A 22,558-nucleotide genomic window follows, 5' to 3' on the forward strand; every position below is an offset into this window, starting at 1 on the left:
CCAAATTCAATTCCAACACGCCCCATGACGGCGCCAACGGCCGGAATGTCCACGTCAATGTTCCGAGGGTCGAGTTGTTCGCGCGCGCGGTCGCCATAAGTCGCCGAGAATCAATGTGGCGGACGATCGCGATTACTTTCGAAAGGGCCTCTTAGGCAAGAAGGTTTGCGCTTGACCAGTTTGGAAAGTTGATGGCGATGCAGCGTCCAAAAACCTCCTTTCTATTCGATCTCGACGGCACGCTCGTCGATAGCGTTTATCAACACGTGCTGTCTTGGCGCGAGGCGCTCGAGACGGAAGGGATTGACCTCTCTGTTTGGCGCATTCACCGCAAGATTGGCATGAGCGGCGGATTGTTCGCCAATATGCTGTTGCGCGAGACCGGGATTGAAATCGACCCCGAGCGGATCGTGCGCCTGCAACGGCTCCACGCCGACGCCTATAAGCAGTGGTCCGCCGATATTCGACCCCTGCCGGGCGCTCGTGAGCTTCTGGCATATTTGACGGACGCGGAGATCCCCTGGGCGATCGCGACCAGCAGCCGGATGGAAACAGCGCGGCCGGTGCTGGAATCGCTCGGCGTCGATTTCGATCGGACTCCGATCGTTACGCGCGATCAAGTGAAATACGCGAAGCCCGATCCGGATCTTTTCCTCGCCGCGGCGGAGCGGCTGGGCGTGGCGATTCAGACGGCCTCTGTGGTCGGCGACAGCGTCTGGGACATGCTGGCGGCCCGGCGCGCGCCTGCTCTGGGGATTGGTCTTCTCTCCGGCGGCTATGGCCAGGAAGAACTCGAGCGCGCGGGCGCCTATCGCGTCTACGAGGACCCGGCCGACCTTCTGAGGCACATTGATGAGGTCGGCGGCCGCCGGTAGGGTTCAAAGAGAAGCGAGGACTCGTTAGATCCGCTCGCTCATAATGGGCTACGGCCGCCTTGTTCTGGTCGCGTTCAACGGGTCAGGACTCGGTCGCGACCGCCGGTGCGAGGGCTGGGGAGGAAGGCGCCTTGCGGGAGCTTTTTTCTTCGGCGCCGAACGTGCGGCGCAGGCGGCGCCAACCAATGACCACGGAACTGACGCTCAGGACGAGACCGAAGGCGATCCACGTCGCCATCCACACGTCCCACAGAGGATGGCGGTAGAGCCAGCCGAAGTCCCAATGGTGCGCGGCGTTATAGAGCCAGCGATAGGCGCGGCGGCTCGAATCCTGTTTCAACAGCAGGCGGCCGTCTTGAGGATCAACATAGAGATGGGTGTGGCCGGCGTCCGCCAGCTCCACGCGAACCACCGGCAGCGGCTTCTCAATGGAGCCCTGATGATGGTTGGGATAGTAGTAGCTATCGTAATCCCGCTGCAGTGTTTGCTCCGCGATTTGCGTAGGCCCGGCCAGGCGTTGAACGGCCGCCAGCAGTGCTCTGTCGTCAAATTGCGCCGTAGCGCCGGCGACGGTTTGCGGAAGACGGCGACCGTCGCGAGTATAGGCGAGCAGCACGGCCTGATCGCCGAGGCGGCGCCAACCGAGCTCCACCACCTCCGCGCCATCGGCCGTAGAAGACAGGCGCTCCGGCCGCCAGTTCATGGCCGCCGCCGGCGCTTCGCCGCCGAGGTAACGGGCGAGTTCTTCATTGCTCGCTGTCAGCGGGGAGAAGATCTGCCCCGGATTGGTGCTGAGAAAGCCGCTCGACGCCCAGAGCATGGCGAAGGCGCCGCCGATAAGGCCGCTCCAGAAGTGCCAACGCAGCCAGAAGGCGCGGTAGGGCTGGGCGCGCCCTTGGGAATAAGTCGGCTTGCCGAACCAGCCGGGCCGCCAACGCAGCCAGCCGATGATGAGCCCGGTAAGGCCGGCGCAGGCGGCGGCGAAGCCCGTCCAGGTCAGCACGGTGCGGCGGAGTTCGCCGGCGCCTAGAGCATCGAGCGGACGGAACAGGTGCAGCCAGTCGCCGGCAAGATAGAGGCCGCGCTCCAAGCGGCTGGCCGCCTGCAGCACTTCGCCGCTGCGCGCGGAGATAAGCAATTCGGTTCCCTCGCCGTCATTGACAGCGAAGCGATGGAATGGCTTGAGCGCTTGATAATTGCGCAGGCTGCTCGTCGCGTCGAGCGTGTCGAGATAGGCGATGGCCGGGGAAGGCCCAGGGCCGGATTTGTTGTTGGCCAGCCACTGCTCCCCGATGCGCCGCGCCTGTTCGACGGAAAATTCTTGCAGCTCGCCATCGATGGCTGAGATGGAGAAGCGTCTGCCGAGATCATCTTCGACCAGCCAATGTGGCTCTCCGCCGGAATGCAACAGGCGGGCGTCGACGATGGAATTCTCGCCGCGCCCCCAGCGCCTGTTCTCCGGCGCTTCAGCAGCCGCATTTTCGAGCTCGCGCGCGCCTTCATCGCGCAGACGTCCATCGCGCGCTTTGGAGCTACGCGTCCAGGCCTCGCCCAGGCTGAGCCAGCCGGCTTCAGGACTTAGCGTCTCGGAATGGGCCAGTTGCTGGCCGCGGCTTTGGGTCACCGAACCGGAAAAGGCGATGATCAGCCCGGAGGAGAACCACAACAGCATGAACAAGGCGAGGACGACGCCTACCCAGCGATGAACCAAGAACAGCAGACGTTTCATGGAGCTAGTCCGATGATGATTGGCGAAAGGCGCACTATCAATCCTCGCCGCCGGCGCCATATGCGGGAACTCACACAAGAACCCTCGTTATGAAGCTCAAGCGACTATCGTCCCGAGGCCGGGGGGGCGAGCCAGCCGTGGTCTACGGCCCGCTTGCGGGTCGTTATTCCTACTTATTCGATCGGATTAATTGTGTCTACTATTTTCCCGCGATCCAGCCTGTGCGGGTTGATGGCCGCGCGCTCGGGAGCTCAAGAAAATGCTGCCCGACTCAGGTCGCGTCGGGATAGCGGCGTTGGTCAACGGCGCGGAATTTCGAAAGCTGGGATTGAACCGCAGGCGCCAGCGGAGTCGGAGGATGATTATCTCCCAGTCGATGCTTCAGCCGGTGGAGAAAAGCATCGCCCGCGCGTGAAGACCACACGCTGAGATCACACGGTCACTTCAGTTCGAACTCGACGAATTCGATCCGACTCGCGCCGCTGTTTCGGACCGCTCGGGTCGCTCCCGCATCTTGCCAGAAGAAGTCGCCGACCTTCAAAATCATATTTTGATCGGGCCGCCCCGCTTCGCTTTGAATAAGCTCCCCGCCGTCTACAACGATCCGAACCCCAGGAGCTTTCTGGGTGATGGCGGCCGCGGATTGGCCGGGTTCGAGAACTATTCGCCACGCGCGGATGCGATCATTATCAAGAACCAGCTTGTAATCCGGGACTTCCGCGCGCGAGGATGGCGTAAATCGCCCCGGCTCTGGATACATGATCTCCGCGCCGACGAGCCAGAATGGTTCGGAGTCGATGTTCGAGACTTGATGAGTGAGCGGCTTCTTGGCGTAATCCGCAAAGGCGACGGTTCCCGGGATGATGTCCCGATCGACCGGCGGCTCTCCCAAAACCTGCGCTCTTGTCTTCGCCGGCCGCACGAAAACCGACGCCTGATCGATTGAATGCGTATGATAGGGGGAGGTTCGTCCCGCGGGGATGTAAACGCTCAGCATCCTTACGAGGTCATTGCGGAATACAGGCACGTGAAAGGGAGTTTTTTCGACCGCCATGATGGCGGGACTTGCCGCCTCCTCCGCATGCGCCGAAAATGAAAGCATCATCGTGAAAGCAACAAAGGACGCGGCAAGCAAGCTTCTCATCAGCAGCCCAATTCTTGTAAACGCCGGAAATAAATTTAGCACGTGGGCCCGATCCCGGACAAGAGTTCGGCGCATGCGCGGCGGCGCAATTTATTGTCGCACTCTCGCTGGGACTAACTGCCTTGCGCCGAGCTTATTGGCGGTCATGGAGGACCAGGCCGCTTCGGTTGCTCCCAGGCCCACCGCAAACAGAAGGCCTTGCTGATCGAACAGCAAGGCCCCTGGAACATCGCGGACTTGTCAGTCTGCGTTTTGGCCGTCAGATGGAGCGAGGCGTGTTCGAGGCGCCCTGCGATAGATCCCGCGCGCCAGTCTCGTCCCAGTAAGGTTGAACGTTGTAGTGCTGGTGCATTTGCGTCTCCCAGGCGCGATCCTTCCAGCTGTCGTCGCTGAATTCCGGCGCGTCCTTGAGCTGCTGCTCCGTGACGTTAGTCGCGTATCCGTCTCGCTGCTTATCGTAGGTCAGGGAGCTCCATGGCAACGGATAGTGGCTGTGGCCGAGGCCCAGAAAACCCCCGAAACTCATGATGGCGTAGCGGACCTGGCCAGAAAGCTTGTCGATCATGAGATGATCGATGTTGCCGATCTCGTTGCCGTTCGGATCATAAACGGTCGTGCCTTCAACCTCCTCGCTCGAGATCAAGTTGAAGTCCGGTTGTGCAGTGCCCATGGTGTGCTCCTGTATCCTTTGTTGGGTTCAACAGCGCCTACGGCGTTGCGAGACGCCGACGTTGCATCGACTGCGAAATAAACAGCGACGCCCGCGCAAATTTCTCGGATAAACTCAAGCCGAACGCGATGCTGGCATTGTCTTGCACCAAGGAACGCGTCCCTATGTGAAGGGTTCCTGAGTCGAAATCTGCTGTTTCGAACCGCCGACATGAGCATTCAACAAGCTTATCGCTTCGCCTATATCGTCAGGGGCGGCGCGCGGACACTCATGCCGCCCACGGGCGGACACATTGGGCCTCAGCATGATGATCGCTGATTTTGCGACGCCCGTCTTGCTTGGCGACATCGTCGGCGGAACGGCCCTGTTCGAGCTGATCTCCTATGCTCAGGTCATGAACGAGATCTAGGATCGGATATTAATTTCTACGCGGCTCTGACGGCGAGCGTGCTGCTCACAGCTATCAACCTTCCGGTTACGCCTCGGCTAATGGTAGGCAAGAGGGACTGCGAAATGACCGGGCCTCTGGAATTAAGCATAGCGTCCGATGTGATAGCGTGGCGCGCATGTGTTGGGTTACTATGTGTTTCTTGGCTCCTCGTCGAACTTGGCGAGGCCTGAATAGGTTTGCCCTCTGCCTCTGCGCTTTATGGCGCGGAGGAGCCGAAGACTGCGCCGGGGCGCGGAGGGGAAGATGACAAATCTCGATAGCGTCGATTTGAGGACGCTGCTCCGACTGGAGGCCGATCTGAGCGAACAGGCCCTGGATGGCTTCCTCGAACTTATTCGTGGCCATTTCGGGCTAGCCAGCGTCGTTTATGTTTGCCCTTCGCTTGGCCGGCGCCACATCAATGATCCATTTCTGGCCTTGGCCTATAATCGCGCGCGACTCGAGCATTTGCGCGCGGGGGACCCCGCGTCGAGCGACGTCATTCGGATCGATGTGGACTTTCCGCTCGAGTGGTCGGTGGTCCAGCAGTTGGAGGACAATATCTGGCGCTTGCTAAACAAGGCGCAACGGAGCGGCATGGATCATCGAGGCTTGACGATTGCGGTGCCAGGCGAGGGAAGCCAAGTCGAGGCGCTGTTCAGCGTCAGGTCGGATGAGCGCGACGCAAAATGGCGCGAGCGCCGCGCTGAACTGTTGAAAGACTTGGTCTCCGTCGCGCATTATGCACATCAATATATGCGCCAGCTGCATGGGCGGGGGGTCCACGCGGACCTCAACGCAATGAGTGGGCGTGAAATCGAAGTTTTGAGATGGATGGCTAGTGGAAAGCGGCTGGAGGAAGCGGCGTTGGAGATGCGTTTGATGGTCGGGACGGCGGCGGCGCATCTCGGGTCGGCGCGCTGGAAATTGCAAGCGCTCAATGTCGCTCACGCTGTTGCGAAGGCCGCCCGGGCCGGACTGATCTGAATGTCGTAGGATGGGCTGGGCGCGGCGCGACTCCTATCGAAAACATCAATTCACGCTGGGTCATTTGCCGGCCGCCATGGCGGCGCTTACGGCTTCGGGCGTGATCGGAATGTGGCGCAGCCGAACGCCGACGGCTGTAAAAATGGCGTTGGCGATCGCGGGGGCGATGACAGTGGTCGCCGGTTCGCCGAGGCCGACGGGCGTTTCGGCGCTGTCGATGAAGCTGATGTCCATTTCGGGGACGTCGCCAATGCGCAGCGGCGTGTAGCTATTTAGATTTGTGTCCTTCACCCGGCCGTTTTGGAATGCGGTTCCCTCGTGCAGCGCCATGCTCAGGCCCCAGAGGGCGGCGCCTTCGGTCTGCGCCCGTGCTCCGTCGGGATCGACGATCGTGCCCGCGTCCGCCACGATCGTCAGCTTCTCCACCGTCACGGCCCCGGTCGCCCGATCGACGCGGACGCGGGCGGCGCACGCAATCCAGGTCGGCATGTTGCGTTCCTGGCCGAAGCTGGTGGCGATGCCAAGGCCGCTATCCTGCGGCAGAGTCGCCCCCCAACCGGCGCGCTCGGCGGTCCGTCGGACAACTTCCGCCTGCCGTTTGGCCCCGCCGACGGAGTTCGGCGCCGAGCCTGCGTTGCGCCCCGTTCCGTTGAGCAGCTTCAGCCGGAACGCGACCGGGTCGACGCCGACATGATGCGCGGCTTCGTCCATGAAGCTTTCCAGCGCCCAATTGATCCAGCCCGACCCGACCGAGCGCAGCCAGCCGGGACGGAATGTGGAATTCGCCAGATCGTTGGAAATGGCGCGGACCTTTTGCGCGCCGACATCATACCAATGGTCGGCGCCGGAAATGGCGAAAGGATCATAAGGCGCGCCATTTTGGCCCTTGGGCAAGGAGTCGGCGGCCATGACCTGCGTCGGCCAGCCCGCCGCGGCATGATGCTCCATCGCGCTCACGCGGCCGTCTTCGGCGAAGGCCATGCGCAGCGTCTGGACCGAGGGAGAACGGACCGAATCGAAGCGCGCGTCGTCGGCGCGGGTCAGCACCATCTTCACGGGCCGGCCGAGCGCTTTCGCCGCAAGTGCGGCGGGCACTGCATAATCGCCATTCAGCCTTCGACCGAAGCCGCCGCCGATCAGATAGGTCCGCATCACAATGCTGGTCTGCGGCCTCTGCAGGGCCTTGGCCAGGGTTGGGAGGATCAGGCTCTGCCACTGATTGCCGGTGTGGATTTCAAAGACGCCATCCTTCTCGAAGGCGAGGGCGTTCACCGGCTCGAGCTGGAAATGCAGCACGGTGGCGGTTGTGTAGGTCTGTTCGATCGTCGATTTCGCCGCGCGGAATGCGGCCTCCGTATCCCCGCCGCCGGTGTCGAGCAGCGCGCCGCCATCGGCGTCAGCGATCTGCCGGGCGGCGTGATCCAGAATATCCTTTTCGGACACGTCCGCGCCGGGGCCAGGCGTCCAGTTGACCGTGACGAGATCGGCTGCGCGGATCGCGGCGGGGTAGGTTTCCGCGATCACCATCACCCAGCCAGGCACGGTGTCCGAGGGGTCGTCCAGCGCGATGCTGCGGATATAGCCCTTCACCCCGTGCGCCTGGCTGTCGTCGACCGAGATCACCTTCGATCCGTTGCGCGTCGGCGGGAGCTTCGGCCTGGCGTAGACCATGCCGGGCGTCTTTGCGTCTATGCCGTAACGGGCGGCGCCATTGATCTTCGCGGGGATGTCGAGCGCGGCCACGGCGCGGCCGATGAGACGCCGTTGGGAAGCCGGCTTGATCGGCAGTTTCCCCAGCTCCTCCGGCGTAAATCGGCGGAGCACGCCGCCGCGCCGGACGATGTCGGCATAGGAGATCGTTTGTTTCCCCGCGATGACCGCGCCGCCGCGCGCCGTGCAGATCGAGGGAGACACGCCCAAAAGCTTTGCTCCCTTCTCGATGAGCGTCATCCGGCCCGCGGCGCCGGCCCGGCTGAAGATCGGCCAGGTCTGCCAGACTGACCAGCTTCCGCCGGTGACCATCACGCCCCATTTAGGATCGGTGTCGACATGGACGATGCGAACCTTGTCCCAATCGGCCTCCAGCTCGTCGGCGAGGATGCGGGCGAGCGCGGTGCCGACATGCTGGCCCATCTCGGCGCGGATGATGTTGACGGTGACGATCCCCTTGCCGTCGATGGAGAACCAGAGGGTCGGTTCGAAAAGCTGGCCGGCGGCCAAAGACGCCGCGCTCCCGGGCGCCGCGAGATCGATCGCCGCGTGGGCGGCGTCGGAAAACCCAAACGCGGCGCTCGCCCCCGCCGTCGTCACAAGGAATCCGCGACGGGTCAGCAGTCGGCCGCTCTCGCCATAGGACTGAATCCTAGCCATTTGCGGTCTTGCTCCTATGCGCCGCCGCCGCTTGCTTGATCGCGGCTCGAATGCGCGGATAAGTCATGCAGCGGCAGAGATTGCCCGACATGACGGCGTCGATGTCCTGGTCGGTGGGCGTGGGAAAATCCTTGAGCAAGGCCGCCGCCTGCATGATCTGGCCGGATTGGCAATAGCCGCATTGAGGCGTTTGCAGCGCCAGCCAGGCCTTCTGGACCGGATGCGCGCCAGCGGGATCCAGCCCCTCGATCGTCGTCACCTCCGCGCCGTCCACCGCGCCGACCGATGTGATGCAGGACCGCGTCGCCCTGCCGCCGACATGCACGGTGCATACGCCGCACATGCCGATGCCGCAGCCGAATTTCGTGCCCGTCAGCCCGATGTCGTCGCGGATCACCCAGAGAAGCGGCGTGTCCTCCTCGACATCGAGGGTGACTGCGCGCCCGTTGATCGTAAAGCTGGTCATGTTTGCATTGCTCCAAAACTCCTTCCCGCCTCAGTCCGGCTGGCGAACCGCGCGTATCGCCGCGACCTTCTGCTCGAGATCCGGCCAGGGCGGACGCCTCGTTCGCGTGGCGCGAAGATAGGCGGCGATGCGCGCGACATCGGCGTCGCTGAATCCTTGGGCGAAGCCCGGCATCACCACTCCGGGCGCGCCCTCCTTGGCGCCTATGCCGAAGAGGATGACGCGGATCAGATTGGTCGGATCGTGGAGATTCGCCGCGCTGTTCAGCGCGAGATCGGGGCGCAGCGGATTGAGGCCGTCGCCGCCATTATAGTGGCAGGACGCGCAGGCGGCCGTATAGAATCTCGAAGTCGCATCATAGGGTTCTCCGACGCCGCGCCGATTTGCGGCGAGCGCCCATTGAATCGCCGGCGCTGCCTCGCCGGCGCGCGCTTCGGCGTCATCGACATCGGCGAAATAGACGGCGAGCGCATGCAGGTCCGCATCGGGCAGCTTGGCCAGGCCGTCGTGGACGACAGGCGACATTGCGCCAGCCGAAGTTCCATGGAGCCGGCTGACGCCTTTGCGGAGATAGGCGAAGAGTTCCTCTTGGCTCCAGGGCGCAGGCGACGGATTGGCCTTCGTCAGCGGCGGCGCAAGCCAGTTGTCGATCAGGGCGCCGGCATAGGCCTGGCTCCGCTCCTCCGCCCCCAACAGGTTGCGCGGCGTATGGCAGGCGCCGCAATGGCTGATCCCTTCGGCGAGATAGGCTCCGCGATTCCACTCCGGCCCGCGATCCGGCAGCGCCTCGAACCGGCCGGAACGAAAAAAGAGCAGCTTCCATCCCGCCTGCAGAGGGCGAATGTTCAGAGGAAATGGAATCGTATTCGCGCGCGGCGCCGCTTCGACCGGCGCGCGGGTCATGAGATAAGCGTAGAGCGCTGAGACGTCGGCGTCCGACAGCTTGGTGAAATGATCATAAGGAAAGGCGGGGAACAGGTGCGATCCGCTGCGCGTCACGCCCTCCTGCATGGCGCGCCGGAAAGCCTCTTCCGACCAGGCGCCAATGCCGGTTTTCGGGTCGGGGGTGATGTTCGTCGAGTAGATGATCCCGAATCCGGTCTGCATGGCATAGCCCCCGGCGTAGGGCTTGCCGCCTTTCGTGGTATGGCAGGTCGCGCAATAGCCGGCGCCGGCAAGCGCCTCGCCGCGCGCGACAAGCTCCGGCGCGAAAGCGGACGCGGCGGGCGGCGCGATTGGAGCGATTTCCGGTCGCCATGCGAGAGCCGCGAAGGCGGCGAGCCCAACGACCAAAGCCGCGATCAGTCCAATGAGGATGCGCCTAAACAACGGTCATCATTCCAACATACGACTTAAGCAATGAAAGCTTTGGCTGTCGCATTCAAGCGCCCTTAGAGTCGGGCCCTCGCCGGCTGAGATTTCGTCCCGGCTAAGCTGTAATGCTGCTCGACATTCCTACAAGACCGAAGCGGCCTAAAAGTTCCAGGATCAATCTATGCGGTCTCACTCCCGCGCTTTACGGGGTTGCTGCAGGCCCGCGCACCCGTAAAGTCGTGTTTTTACTCAGCAAGCTCTGTTTCATCTTCTCCAATGCTTTCCACCGATCGGAGCTAAGCTCATTGAGGCGCCGTTCGATATTGCAAAGTAAATGATGGGCGGACGTGACCTGACTATCCTGCGTCAATTGACCGCCAATCTGCGGTTCGCGGGTCAACTAAATCGCGCTTTGCGCGATGGTTTCCAGCACCTTGGCCGGCCCCGGCATCAGCTAGCCTTTCTGATGCGTCCTTTACCGGCGGCGCCTTTCGTCGACGCCTTGCGCGTGGGCTCTCGGCGCGCAGGCTCTCGGGCTGCGGCTTTCGCCTTGGCCGAGGCGGACTCATCGGCGCTCTTTTCCTTTTTTTCGCGCCTCTTTTCGGGAGCTGCGTTCTCAGAGCCAAGGCTCCGCCGCAGGGCGTCCATCAGATTGACCACATTGCTAGGGGCCGGCGCATGTGGAATTTGCGCTGGCCGGCCGGCCTGCTTCGAGCGAACGAGATCGACCACCGCTTCCTGATAGCGATCCTTGAATTTCGAAGGATCGAACCTCGCCATCTTCGTGTCGATGATATGCGACGCGAGCTCGAGCATTTCCTTGCCGATCTCGATGTTGGGGACGGCGTCGAAATAGGCCGCGTCATCGCGCACTTCGTAATCATAGTGCAATGTCACGCCCATCAGCCCTTTCGATCTCGGCTCAAGCACAAGCATTCGCTCGCGCCCGTAGAGCACGACACGAGCTATGCCGACGACATCGCGCTTGCGCATGGCGTCGCGAATGACCGCGAAGGCTTCTTCACCGACCTTATCGTCCGGCGCGAGAAAATAGTGATTGTCATAGTAGACCGGATCGACTTCGGAGCGTGGCGTAAAGCTCTCGATGTCGATCGTATGGCTGCTTTCGATCTCGATCTTGTCCAATTCCTCGTCGCTGACGACGACGTAATCGCTCTTAGCGATTTCATAGCCTTTGAGCCGGTCCTGCCTTTCGACAATGGCGCCTGTCTCGGCGTCGACATATTGCTGCTTGAGCCGGTTGCCGGTCGCCGCGTTCAGAAGATGAAAGGAGACTTTTTCGCTGGCGCTTGTCGCTGGAAACAGCGCCACGGGACAAGAGACGAGCGAGAGCTTTAGATAACCCTTCCAGTTTGACCGCGGCGGCATGCCGACCTCCTGATACGCTACGCGAGGCGACAAATTCCGCCAATGATCGATTTTCGAAAACGCGGCTTGGACCTTCCCGGTTCCCACCCCGAGCTGAAGACAAAGCCCGCCCGTCAAGCGCGCCGCGGAAAATCCGCGAAAGGGCCGCTGATTGACGGCTTGCCGGATTTGCGAGACTTCGAACGAGAAGTCATGCTTTTGGCGTGGCGGCGTTCCGATCATCGCCGAGATGGTAGGAGAGGGCCGCTCTCGCCCATTTGAGGAAGTCGACTGCGTGGACGGTGTTGAGATGATTGAAGGAGGGCCTAGAAAATTATTTCGTTCTGTCGCTCGCGTCGTTGAATCGCGCGGTCTTGTGGTTCCGTCCGCCTCTTGGCTGTTGGTGTTGATTGGCGTCATCCTGCCCGCCGTCATTGCGGCTGGGGCTGTCGCTCAGAATTTGTCAGGAGATAAAGCGATGATTGACCAATCCGAGGATGCGATCGCGCAACGCCGCTACGAGCAAGCGAGGCCGCGCAAAGAGGCGCCAATCGACCCGAAACTGCTGGATGGCTATGTCGGCTATTACCAACTCGCGGCGGGACCAATCTTTTCTATCACCCGGGACGGCGGCCGCCTCTTCGCCCAATTAACCGGGCAGCAGGCGAGTGAAATATTTCCGGAAAGCGATCGCGAGTTCTTCTCCAAGGTCGTAATGGCTCAAATAACATTTGTCACGGATGGGCAAGGCCGGGCCAGCGAGTTGGTTCTGCATCAAAACGGCTTTGACCAGGCGGCGAAGCGGATCGACGAAGCGGACGCAAAGTCTGCGGCGGACAATCTCGCGCGAAGAATCAAAGAAAAGATCCCGACGCCGGGAAGCGAAGCCGCCTTGCGCGGCGCCATCGCGGCGGAGCAGCGGGGACAGCCCAATTACGATCAAATGGGCGAGGCGCTGGCGCTGGCGGCGCGTCAACAACTCCCCATGATACGGAAGGATTTCGAATCTCTTGGCGCGCTGCAATCCGTGACCTTCAAAGGCGTGGGCCGCGGCGGCTGGGATGTCTATGATGCGCAATTCGCCGGCGGCGCCACAGAGTGGCGGATCAATCTGGCGCCGGATGGAAAAATCGATGGTCTCATCTATCGCCATTTGCCGTAGCGCGCGCCGGACCGCCGGCAGGCCGAATATAGCGCGTCGCGATCAACCCGAAGATGCGGCTGCCTTCTGAGGCTTGTTGTAGCCATACTAATTTATCAGATGTTGTGGTGAGCAAGAGCGATCACCTTCGGGTGGGCGCTACAATTCTATCTGGTTGTCCTTAGCGGCGCCCCGAACAGCCTCTGACATCGGCGTGAAGCCGCTTTCGCCATTGCGCGCTGGATCCAAGGGGCTCCCTGTGCGCGCCGCCCGATTCTAGGAGTAGGAGCGCGGCGAAACATAAGCGACGAGGCGGCGGCTTTGTCGACGGAGCGTCCTACAGAATAGCCCCGATAATGGACGGCGCTCCAGTGATCAAATCTGCGCGCGGCTTGAGCAAGATATTGCACCATAAGGTGTACAGTTCAGATGTAAGCGCAACGTTACAATAAAGCGAGCCTTACCCGTGGCAATAATATAGGATATTAGCGTCGCTATTCTTTAAATCGTCGGAAGCGGTTAGAACAATATTCTGAAATTTGGATTAAGGGGGTGCTGAGAAGCTCATTTGGAGCTGCAGCGGTTCCCTAATACGGAGATCAGGATGGCAGAAGATCGTAAAGCGTCGAACCGTGGCTTCGCCTCGATGGACGAAGAGAAGCAGCGCGAAATCGCGCGGAAGGGCGGCGAAAGCGTGCCGGACGAGAAGCGCAGCTTCTCTCGGGACCATGAATACCAAGTCCCTGATAGTTTGACTCATGCGGCTGATTCCCGAATCGACGAAGTTCTGATTCAGTCTGGCGAACAGCTTTCCGAAGGGTTTGCCATGGCTGCGCCTCTCCCGCCTCGTCCAGATTTTGACGCCGTTTTGCTGCGGAGGCTTGCGCGTCAATCGCGTGATCCCGATCAGACCCGGCGTCTTCTGGCTCTGGCCGAGATTTATGAGGGCGGCTCGCGCTCCGATGCTGCGCGGATTGGCGGGGTCGGGTTGCAGATCGTGCGCGATTGGGTTCTTCGCTTCAACGCGGAGGGTCCTGGCGCTCTTATGAACCGCAAGGCGCTGGGCGCTCCCAGCCGTCTCAACGACCATCAACGCCAAGCTCTGCGGCAGATCGTCGAGGCTGGCCCGATCCCCGCCGTCCATGGCGTCGTACGTTGGCGGTTGATAGATCTCGCGCAGTGGCTCTTTGAAGAGTTCCGGGTCTCGATTTCCAAGCAGACGCTCAGCCGCGAACTGCGCGCAATGGGCTTTCGCAAGCTCTCGGCGCGGCCGCGCCATCATGCGCAAGACGAGGAAACCGCCGCGGCTTTTAAAAAAGCTTTCCCGCCATCGTGGACGAAGCCGCCGCACAACAGGCTTGTGGCAAACCGATAGAGATTTGGTGGCAAGATGAAGCTCGGGTCGGACAGAAGAACAAGATCACTCGCCGATGGGCGAGACGAGGAACACGGCCTTCGGCGCCACGCGACCAGAGGACGGCGTCGGCCTATATTTTCGGGGCCATCTGCCCGGCCGAAGGAAAAGGCGCTGGGCTCGTTCTTCCCTGCTGCAACAGCGAGGCCATGGCTCTGCATCTCGAGGAAATCTCGCTTACAGTCGCGCCCGGCGCGCATGCCATCCTCATCCTCGATCAGGCCGGCTGGCATGTCTCGAAGAAACTGCCGGTTCCAGGCAACATCACGCTCCTCCCGTTGCCGTCAAAGTCACCCGAGTTGAACCCTGTCGAAAATATCTGGCAGTTCATGCGCGACAACTGGCTCTCGAACCGGATCTTCAAATCCTACGACGACATCCTCGATCACTGCTGCTTCGCCTGGAACAAGCTCATCGATATGCCCTGGAAAATCATGTCCATCGGAACAAGAGACTGGGCCTATCGGTCATGATCAAAGAGACTTGGTATTAGACCCGGTTCAACGAGAGCTTGTGATGACGCTCGGCCAGGATCGTGTTGGCCGCGTTGCAGGCGGCGGCGCGAAAGCGGCAAAAACGCTGGGGTTCAAGCGGCTCTGAGCAAAGGCGGGGTTGGTTGAAAGATTGGGTGGAGGAGCGGCACAGGCAGACCATCTCAAACCATCTCCCACATCCGTCGACAATTCTTGCGGGACTAGGCCGATCCTAGCTCGCGCCGCCCTGTAATTTCTGACGACGTCGTGGCCGTCGGCTATTACCATGCCCCCGGTCGGATTGACGATCCCGCAGATGATGTTGATCACCGTTGTCTTGCCGGCGCCATTTGGGCCCAAAAGGGCGAATGTCTCTCCGGGGTAGATCTCCAGCCCTGAAGCCGGACGCGTAGGCCTTGGTGAGGTTGGATATTAAAATAATCGGCTGCATTCCCTTCCCCACTTGAATAATCAAGCTTGAAGATCGCCGCATCGGCTAGGACTCGGTATATCGGCGCCCTAGTCCGCTAAATGAAGCTGGAGCCGTAGTTGGCCATCGATTCGATAAGGCTAAGGCGCGAACTATTCGCCAAGCCTGCCGTAGTGCATACAGCGCTGAATACCTCTTCGGCCCAGCCCGGGTTCTGCCCCACAATGCAATAACATTGAACCTGGATCACCCTCCGGGGTCAGGCCAACGGCGCACCCCGATCTGACGATCACGATGATCACCCTGTCGAATTCATGACCTTTGAAAAGATCATCCATTCTCAGCATCCGACTTCGCTTCCGCCAAAGGTGAGTTCGCGGGGGAATATGCTCCGCTTTTGCCATTTGCGCCGGAGCCTTCCCTCCACGGAGATTGAAGAAAGCCGGACTATTACTCAAACGACTCCTACTCGATAAAGCTCAGGTATGAGGCGAGGGCGTCAATTTCGTCGGGGGACAATGTGCGCGCAATTTGGGGCATGGGCGCGGCGGCTGCGTGAAACCCTTCGTCCCACTGCTCGAGTCTGCTTTTCAAGTAGGAATACGCCAATCCTCCCAAACGAGGAATTTCTCTAATCCCCTCAGCATTCGGGCCATGACAAACGAGGCAGGCCGCAACATTGGACTCCGGAATCCCTTGTTCATAGATCGTTCGTCCTGCGGCCGCCAGCTCCCGATCTCCGTCATAGGCGGCTTTGGGCGGCAGCGCCGAAAAATATGTTGCTAAATCATGCGCGGTCTGCGGACTGAGATTTGCCGCGGCGCCCCACATATATTGCCTTGAATAGGGATTATCCCGGATGTGCTCGCTGAAGCTCAGAAGCTGATTCTCTATGTATTGCTCTCTTTGTCCGGCCAATCGTGGCGCGGTCGAAAATCCTTGCGCCGAAGATCCATGGCACCAGGTGCAATTCCGGACAGGCAGGGACTCATCTGCGAACAGCGGACCGGCGGCGGAAGAAACGATCGCCAGGATTGCTAATTTGGACTTTATCAGTTTCATGATCCCAATTCTCGTGGCTTGTAAAGCGAGCGGGTTCACTTCAGATGGCTAACGTAGGCTGCGATTGCTGCAATCTGTGATTGATTCAGGTTATGCGTCGTCGGCACCATAATGGCCGATATGTCCTTCGCCGAACCTAGACCTCGCTCTTTGCCCCAATTCGTCAATACTTTTACTGTGTACGGAAAGAGCTGACCTGCCAACCGTGGTATTTCGTCTTGACCCTTAGCCTCCGGACCATGACAAGCGGAGCACGCGGGAACGTTGGCTTCGGGCAATCCTTCCTCGAAGATTGTTTTTCCCAAGGCCAGGCGCTCCTTGGGAGCGCCGCCTATTGGATTAGGATCTAATTCCCTAAAATGCGCGGCCAAGGCGGAGACCATCGACGGGCTCAGGGCATGCGCCACGTTAAACATGACTGAGTTCGTCCGCCTATGCTCAATAAACGCCCGCAACTGATTCTCGAGGTACTTGGGCTGTTGCCCGGCGAGTCGCGGCATGGCAAAATATCCACGATAACCCTGGCCACTCAGCCCATGGCAGGTTTTGCAATATTCCAGCTTCGCCTGAAGCTCTGATTTCGAAAATGCGACCGCCCCGATTTCATCGGCGCGACCCGACGCAGAGAAAACAATAGCTAGCACTGCTGTTTGCAAAGCCAATCGTAAACTAATGACCTTCATGATCCGGCCTTCTTCCTTTGACGTCATTGCCCAATTGATCTTCCTGTGAATCTGAGGACACTGGACTTAGGCGGCTTTTCGCTCAGTTTGCTCTCGCGTTATGTAGCCGAGGGCAGAGTGGAGCCGTTGACGATTGCAGTATCCCTCGATAGAGGCAAACAGCTCTCGCTTCGCTGCTTCCCGCGTGGGAAAACCGGACTGGCGGGCGTGTTCAATTTTTCAGCGTTCCAAAGCAGCTTTCAATGGACGGAGGACGCAATTTCCTTTTCTGGATTGGCGGCCTTGACGAGTTTGCGATATGTACTCACGAGACCTTATCATGATAAGCAGTCATTGGGACCTCTGCTAATTCAAAGCCGACGGCCCATCACATTTCGTCAATGTGATGCCTTTAGGCAACACGGCTGACGCGGGCGATCAACGCCGAGCGTGCTGCGGGGATCGCTCTCACTGGCGATCGGCAGACGATTGGCGACTGGGGTGGCCCCAAGTGCTATTCGCATCTCCGTCTTATTTGTGATAGCGGGACGCGAACTTACCAGATGTACATGCGCCGTTTGACCCGACGTAAGGGCTGAAGCTACGCGCCGCGATAGGTGACAATATTTGCGACCCTTGCGTCGATAATCTCGGCTACGATTGGAGAATATGTCCAAGGCCTCAGTACCTAAGAGGGCCATTCAACCGAAGGCAGCCAACGCTAACCCCCAATGGCGCTGAAACTTGCGTCAGCGGGTTCGCTTGGACGGCCAGATGTCCCCGAACCGGGCAGCCGACGCCCGCCGAGTTGCGGCGCGCCAACTCTCTGTCAGCGGCCAGTGCGGCAAGCCAGCGCCAGTGATGGATCAGCGTATCGCTCATGTCGTTGAGTAAGATAATATTGGAGGCCGGATAATGAAACACATTAGCTCACAGCCCCTGTTGCAAGCGGCAATTCTCGCAATTGTTTTCTCCGCGGCGGGCCGCGCAGAACAAAGCAGTACGGTCGCCGTTTCGAAGCAAGAGCTTCAGGCTAAGATAGAATACTGCAAAACGTGTCATGGGCTGTCGGGGCAAGGTTTTCGTGGAGCTTTTCCCATGCCGAGACTCGCGGAGCAGCAACCCGAATATCTCGAAAATCAGTTGCGGGCCTTTATTGAGCGTAGGCGGACGAACCCAGTCATGTTCAACGTGGCCCACGTCTTAAGCCCCTCGATGGTCACGGCCTTGGCCGCACATTTTAAGGATCTAAATCCCAAACCACTAGGTGGCGCTCCAAGGGAACTCATGGCCGCGGGAAAGACAATCTACGAGGACGGACTACCCGGAGCCAATGTTCCTCCGTGCGCTTCCTGTCACGGTCCAGAGGCTAAAGGCGACGGGGCATTTCCCCGCCTAGCCGGTCAGCTCCATGACTACATCTTTAGGAAGCTGGTGAACTGGAGCAGAGAGCGGGGACAGGATCCGGCAAAACCAGACACATCAGCTATTATGGAGCCGATTGCGCACGGCCTGACGGAGCCGCAGATTGCAGCCGTCGCGGCCTATCTCAGTTATCTCGAGTAAATCCCTTCCTTTCGTTCAGATCAGTGAGCGTCGGCTGCCTTTGGAAAAGGCCGCGGCATCTCGGGCTGACGCTCAAAAAAAGTCATTGCGCGCCGCCGAACAAGACTGCGCCGATGTCGCCAAGGCGCGTGAGGAATGGCGGGCAAGGCTGCCAGATCTGAACCCGGAACATATTGTCTTCATGGATGAAACTGGAGCAAGGACCAATATGGCGCGGCTCTAGGCCGTGCGCCGCACGAGCGCCTCTTCGATTGCGGTGGTCATGGTTAAGTCCCTGTTCAGCCCCCGGTGCACTTCCTACGCACGCCAAGCGAATTGCTGGTGAAACAACGGCAGGCGCGCCACGGGAACAAGCCAGAATGGGAAACTGTGCCTCAATTATCAAGTATACTAGCACATTCTGCAAGACACTATAGCCTATTAAGCGCATATCGTGTACATATTAACAATAACTTAATAATATAATCGCCTACATATAGCTATTTTAAGTGCAAGAATATGACTCTAAATTTTTACAACCACGAGATTATGTCGTGAATGTGGCATTTATACGTGTTGTTATTTTACAACACGCTCAATCAATTATAAACAATACAGGTGGCGTCGCTTGATAAGTTTGCTTCAGGGGGATAGCCGGTAACGGGGGCATGAGGTCCGAAGGACGCGCACGCCGGATTGCCCATGCTATGCGACAGGGGAAGCCGTCATGTCAGACGTCGAAGCGGATCAAGGCGCCAATGCCGCGCAAAGGACGGCGGCTGCAAACGGGGAGGCCATTGCAGCGACCGCCGGGCGCGACTTTCGGGCCGTAGCCGCTTTCGGCGGCGTAGCATTTCTCGTCGCGGCGGTAGTCGGCGCCGGGGTCATGATCAAGCCGCCGGGCGCAGCGGCCTTACCAAGCTTCGCGCGGCAGACAGGTCAACCTTGCGCCACATGCCATACGGCTTTTCCTCAGCTGACGCCATTCGGGCGACGATTTAAGCTTAATGGCTATACGGCAGGCGGCGGCCTGACCTGGGAGCAGGGGGTTCCGCCCCTTGCCGCGATGGTGATGCCAACCTTCACGCACACGGACGTCAATCAAGACACGCCGCCGGAGCTATGGGCGCACACCAACAACAATGTGCTGCTACAGCAAGGCAGCCTTTTCTATGCCGGGCAAATCTACGGGAATCTGGGCGCATTTATCCAAGGGACTTATGACGGCGCCAGCCAGCATATATTTCTCGACGCCAGCGATCTCCGCTACGCGGACTCGACGAAGCTCTTCGGTTACGACGTCACCTATGGAATATCGGTCAACAACGCGCCGAGCGTTCAGGATGTGTGGAACACGACGCCAGCTTGGGGCTTCCCTTTCATTAGCTCTACGCTCGCCCCTCAATTCTCACTACCCGGAACTTTGATCGAGGGCGGCCTCGGCGACCTAGTTGTCGGGACCGGAGCCTACACCTTCTGGAACGACATGCTGTATCTTGACGTAAGCGCGTATCAAAATCTTTCCATGCAGGCATTGAAGAGGCTTGGCGTGCCGCCGGGGGTCATCGGATCAATTTCGATCGACGGCGTAGCGCCTTATTGGCGCGCCGCCTTTGAATATAATGTCGGCGAGCATTCATTCGAGGTTGGAACGTTTGGCGTGCACGCCAACACGCTCCCCGGCCGTGTCGCTGGTTTTGGGTTCGATGAAATTACAGACGTCGCATTTGACGCTCAGTATCAGTTCATTGGAGACCCGCACAACATAACCATCAGAGCTGTTAATATACACGAAAGGCAGAAGCTGAATTCAACCTTTCTGCAGGGCGGCTCATCAAATCTTTACAATTCGCTTGATAGCTTCAAGGCCTCGATCGAATATGTCTATGACCACACCTACAGCCTGACGGGAGGCTATTTCAGCGTCTATGGTTCAGCCGACGCCTTGCTTTACGGCGCAAATTCGCTGGTCAATCTTCCTAACGGCAAAGGGATCATCTTTGACGCTGCATATATGCCGTTCAGCAAAGGCGGACCATCGGTCTATCCCTGGATCAACGCCAAAATCGGAGTGTCCTACACAAGCTACCTAAAGCTCTTCGGTGGGATCGTTAATTTCGACGGCGCAAGCCATAACGCATCGGGCAACAACACGGTCTTGCTCTATGCTTGGATTGCGTTCTGAACCGCACGCCACCGTCTGAGGACCGCGACGCCTTTGCGAGGAATAAGTGGGTCTTCCTATGTCCCGACGACTCGGTTCGTTCTTGCTGAGGTGAGTTGGCGTTGGACGTTAAAGGTGTTGTATGTTGCTGCATGGCTTGATAGACATCTTTACCGGGGCCCAACGCTCTTGAACCCTTGCATCTTCCTCTCCCTTCATCGGGTCAACGGATGCGAATTCTCGGGCGTGTTCACGTAAACTTTCGCCGATACACTGCTCAGCCTCCGCAATTCATCTGCATAGCCTCGAGGCGATGCAAAGTGGAAATCTATTGCAGTCGGGCGCGCCTAAAATAGAACCCTTTAGGCAAGCAGCCGTCGGCGCTAGTTTACGTGACAAGCCCGGCGGAAGCGTTTAAGCGGAATCTGGATCGTGTTTTTCAGAGCACTACAATAATGCTGGAGCGACGCGGCATGCCGCGTGAAGGCGCCGGCGCAGCGAACTAAACATAATGTTGGCGCGTTGCGCTTTATTCCTTGAACCTCATTTTAGTGCATTAAAATTGCACGCAGGAGCGAAGGGTTAAGTTTGTTGTGGCGACGATTTGCGGAATATCGGTTACTGCCTAATCCAACAAATAGCTGTCGTTTAACGACCAAATGCGTTTTATTAGGGTGGAGCCCCTGTTGATGAATGATTACGCCGCATTCATCCAAGCAAACACTAGGCTTTCGCGAGTCCCTTTAGTGTCGTGCATTAAACTCTATCTTGCCGAAGAGGGGACGGATCTATGGCGAAAGACCGAGGATGAAATGGAGCGAGGGCTTGGCCCGCCACCCTTCTGGGCTTTTGCCTGGGCCGGAGGCCAGGCGCTTGCACGCTATATCTGCGATCATCCCAAACTGGTAAGAGGAAAAAGAGTGCTCGATTTGGCGGCGGGCTCCGGCCTCGTCGCCATCGCCGCGGCAAGGGCTGGGGCAAGGGCAGTCGAAGCCAATGATCTCGATTGTTTCGCCGGGGTGGCGATTGCGCTGAATGCAATTGAAAACGCGGTGATAATCAAAACGCGGCTCTGCGACTTGGTCGGCTCCGATGAGCCCTGGGATCTTATTTTGGCGGGAGATGTTTCCTATCAACCTGATATGGCCGCGCGAATTACAAACTGGCTTGAAGATCGCGCAAGGAGCGGAACCCAGGTTCTCATTGGCGACCCGGGGCGCGCATATCTGCCCCGCGAAAAGCTTCGTTCGCTCGCTTCCTATGATGTTCCGGTTCCGCTGGCTCTTGAAGACGCCACGATGAAGCGGACAGACATTTGGAGCTTTCTCTGAAAGCTTAAACCATTCGGCGCGGCGCGCCACGAATAGGCGCTTATTCTCCTATCCAGCCGTCGGCGATCGAAAGAGCCTCTGGTCCAAAATACGAAAGATGTCACGCTGTACTTTATCGGTTCTTCCTCACACAATATGAGGAAGAGCCAATCAGCGACATCCCGACAGCCATAGTGTCGCCGCAACATTCAACCTCTTTACGCCTCGCGCATGTTCATGCAGACAGATGACGAGAGCTTATGCATAAGATCAAATATCGATTCAGCGATCCCGGACTCAAGCCGCGCCGGACGAAGCTAGACGTACCTGGTTGGGGCGGTGAGCCGGAGCCTCGCAAGACCGGCTCCCACGAACAGCCGTGGCATTGCATCCCCTTCGCCGAAGGCGCGCAATACGGAATTGAGCTGTTCTATCCGTTCGAGCAGGACCTGCGTGTGAGCACGCGGGATGGGCGCCTCGTGATCGAAGGCCGCTCGGGCCCCGATGAGACAGGCGCCTATCAGCCGCCGTTCAGATCATTCGGCGACCAATATTACACCTATCAAATACTTCTGGACCTAAAGGTTGAAGAAGGGTTCGCGATTAGAACGGAACCACATCCCCGCTTCTATACCGATGCCAGCGACACGGTCCCCATCGCCGTGCCAGCGCTTTTGAGGAACTGGTGGCCCATGATGTTTTTCATGGTTTTCAAATCGCCCAGCGAAGGCCGAACCCATATCTTCAGATTGGGCGAGCCATTCGCGCAGATGATCGTCATCCCTGAAGATCCGGACTTTCAGCTGGTCCCCATGTCGGAAGAGGAGGCCGCTGAGCGCGAACTCCAAGCGCGGCGGATTTACAACTCCCGCTCGACTTTGTCGGCGGCGACCCAGTGGACCTCAAGCACCAATACGGTATTCGACGCGACCTATCGCCAGATCCACCGGGCGGCGACAGAGAAAAGCAGGAAGAAATAATCGCCCGCAACCCCTCCCAACCAT

17 protein-coding genes and 1 pseudogene are annotated in these 22,558 nt (G+C 59.2%); 8 read left to right on the forward strand and 10 right to left on the reverse strand.

The window, feature by feature from the left end; all coding sequences use genetic code 11:
• Positions 1-197 precede the first annotated feature (197 nt).
• A complete protein-coding gene (locus RZS28_RS07710; RefSeq protein WP_407340738.1) occupies positions 198-875 on the forward strand; it encodes an HAD family hydrolase in 678 nt (225 codons plus the stop codon).
• Between the two features lie 82 nt (positions 876-957).
• On the opposite strand, the gene RZS28_RS07715 is transcribed toward RZS28_RS07710, so the two are convergent.
• The 3 genes from RZS28_RS07715 to RZS28_RS07725 form a co-directional block, all read right to left on the reverse strand.
• Entirely contained in the window at positions 958-2,604 is a 1,647-nt protein-coding gene (locus RZS28_RS07715; protein ID WP_407340739.1) for a PepSY domain-containing protein, read from the reverse strand.
• A gap of 439 nt (positions 2,605-3,043) precedes the next feature.
• Positions 3,044-3,748 (reverse strand): hypothetical protein, encoded by a 705-nt coding sequence (locus tag RZS28_RS07720; protein ID WP_407340740.1) that lies wholly within the window; start codon positions 3,746-3,748, stop codon positions 3,044-3,046.
• Between the two features lie 259 nt (positions 3,749-4,007).
• Positions 4,008-4,418, reverse strand: coding sequence for a PRC-barrel domain-containing protein (locus RZS28_RS07725; RefSeq protein WP_407340741.1), 411 nt, complete (start codon positions 4,416-4,418; stop codon positions 4,008-4,010).
• A 694-nt stretch (positions 4,419-5,112) separates the two neighbouring features.
• Between RZS28_RS07725 and RZS28_RS07730 the strand changes: the two genes are divergently transcribed.
• A complete protein-coding gene (locus RZS28_RS07730; protein WP_407340742.1) occupies positions 5,113-5,835 on the forward strand; it encodes a helix-turn-helix transcriptional regulator in 723 nt (240 codons plus the stop codon).
• 60 nt (positions 5,836-5,895) lie between these two features.
• Here RZS28_RS07730 and RZS28_RS07735 read toward each other — a convergent pair whose 3' ends face one another.
• The 4 genes from RZS28_RS07735 to RZS28_RS07750 all read right to left on the reverse strand — a co-directional run bounded on the left by RZS28_RS07735 (position 5,896) and on the right by RZS28_RS07750 (position 11,374).
• Complete coding sequence (locus RZS28_RS07735) at positions 5,896-8,205, reverse strand: molybdopterin cofactor-binding domain-containing protein (protein WP_407340743.1); 2,310 nt, start codon at positions 8,203-8,205, stop codon at positions 5,896-5,898.
• Positions 8,198-8,671, reverse strand: a complete 474-nt coding sequence (locus RZS28_RS07740) for a (2Fe-2S)-binding protein (RefSeq protein WP_407340744.1) — start codon at positions 8,669-8,671, stop codon at positions 8,198-8,200. The genes RZS28_RS07735 and RZS28_RS07740 overlap by 8 nt, the downstream gene beginning before the upstream one ends.
• Positions 8,672-8,701: 30 nt before the next feature.
• Positions 8,702-10,000, reverse strand: a complete 1,299-nt coding sequence (locus RZS28_RS07745) for a cytochrome c (protein ID WP_407340745.1) — start codon at positions 9,998-10,000, stop codon at positions 8,702-8,704.
• A 435-nt stretch (positions 10,001-10,435) separates the two neighbouring features.
• Positions 10,436-11,374, reverse strand: a complete 939-nt coding sequence (locus RZS28_RS07750) for a Ku protein (RefSeq protein ID WP_407340746.1) — start codon at positions 11,372-11,374, stop codon at positions 10,436-10,438.
• 457 nt (positions 11,375-11,831) lie between these two features.
• Here RZS28_RS07750 and RZS28_RS07755 point away from each other — a divergent pair, with 457 nt between their 5' ends.
• Both RZS28_RS07755 and RZS28_RS07760 read left to right on the forward strand, forming a co-directional pair.
• Positions 11,832-12,515, forward strand: coding sequence for a DUF3471 domain-containing protein (locus RZS28_RS07755; RefSeq protein ID WP_407340747.1), 684 nt, complete (start codon positions 11,832-11,834; stop codon positions 12,513-12,515).
• A gap of 805 nt (positions 12,516-13,320) precedes the next feature.
• Positions 13,321-14,381, forward strand: a protein-coding gene (locus RZS28_RS07760; protein WP_407341073.1) for an IS630 family transposase whose coding sequence is annotated in 2 segments (ribosomal slippage) — positions 13,321-13,813 and positions 13,813-14,381 — 1,062 coding nt in all. Because the reading frame shifts where the segments join, the coding sequence is not laid out codon by codon here.
• Between the two features lie 198 nt (positions 14,382-14,579).
• Here RZS28_RS07760 and RZS28_RS07765 read toward each other — a convergent pair.
• The 3 genes and pseudogenes from RZS28_RS07765 to RZS28_RS07775 form a co-directional block, all read right to left on the reverse strand.
• Positions 14,580-14,832: pseudogene (locus RZS28_RS07765) on the reverse strand (ATP-binding cassette domain-containing protein); the annotation flags it as partial.
• Positions 14,833-15,276: 444 nt separating this feature from the next.
• Positions 15,277-15,912 (reverse strand): c-type cytochrome, encoded by a 636-nt coding sequence (locus tag RZS28_RS07770; RefSeq protein WP_407340749.1) that lies wholly within the window; start codon positions 15,910-15,912, stop codon positions 15,277-15,279.
• A complete protein-coding gene (locus RZS28_RS07775) occupies positions 15,909-16,583 on the reverse strand; it encodes a c-type cytochrome (protein WP_407340750.1) in 675 nt (224 codons plus the stop codon). The genes RZS28_RS07770 and RZS28_RS07775 overlap by 4 nt, the downstream gene beginning before the upstream one ends.
• A gap of 867 nt (positions 16,584-17,450) precedes the next feature.
• Between RZS28_RS07775 and RZS28_RS07780 the strand changes: the two genes are divergently transcribed.
• The 4 genes from RZS28_RS07780 (at position 17,451) to RZS28_RS07795 (ending at position 22,534) form a co-directional block, all read left to right on the forward strand.
• Positions 17,451-18,101, forward strand: coding sequence for a c-type cytochrome (locus RZS28_RS07780; protein WP_407340751.1), 651 nt, complete (start codon positions 17,451-17,453; stop codon positions 18,099-18,101).
• Positions 18,102-18,807: 706 nt separating this feature from the next.
• Positions 18,808-20,265: a hypothetical protein gene (locus RZS28_RS07785; protein ID WP_407340752.1), complete on the forward strand. Its 1,458-nt coding sequence runs from the start codon at positions 18,808-18,810 to the stop codon at positions 20,263-20,265.
• 668 nt (positions 20,266-20,933) lie between these two features.
• Positions 20,934-21,575, forward strand: a complete 642-nt coding sequence (locus RZS28_RS07790; protein ID WP_407340753.1) for a class I SAM-dependent methyltransferase — start codon at positions 20,934-20,936, stop codon at positions 21,573-21,575.
• A gap of 239 nt (positions 21,576-21,814) precedes the next feature.
• On the forward strand, positions 21,815-22,534 hold the full coding sequence (locus RZS28_RS07795) for a hypothetical protein (protein ID WP_407340754.1): 720 nt from the start codon (positions 21,815-21,817) through the stop codon (positions 22,532-22,534).
• The last annotated feature ends 24 nt before the right edge of the window (positions 22,535-22,558 follow it).

Origin of the sequence: Methylocapsa polymorpha, from assembly GCF_045689225.1 — a bacterium.
GTDB classification, from domain to species: domain Bacteria; phylum Pseudomonadota; class Alphaproteobacteria; order Rhizobiales; family Beijerinckiaceae; genus Methylocapsa; species Methylocapsa polymorpha.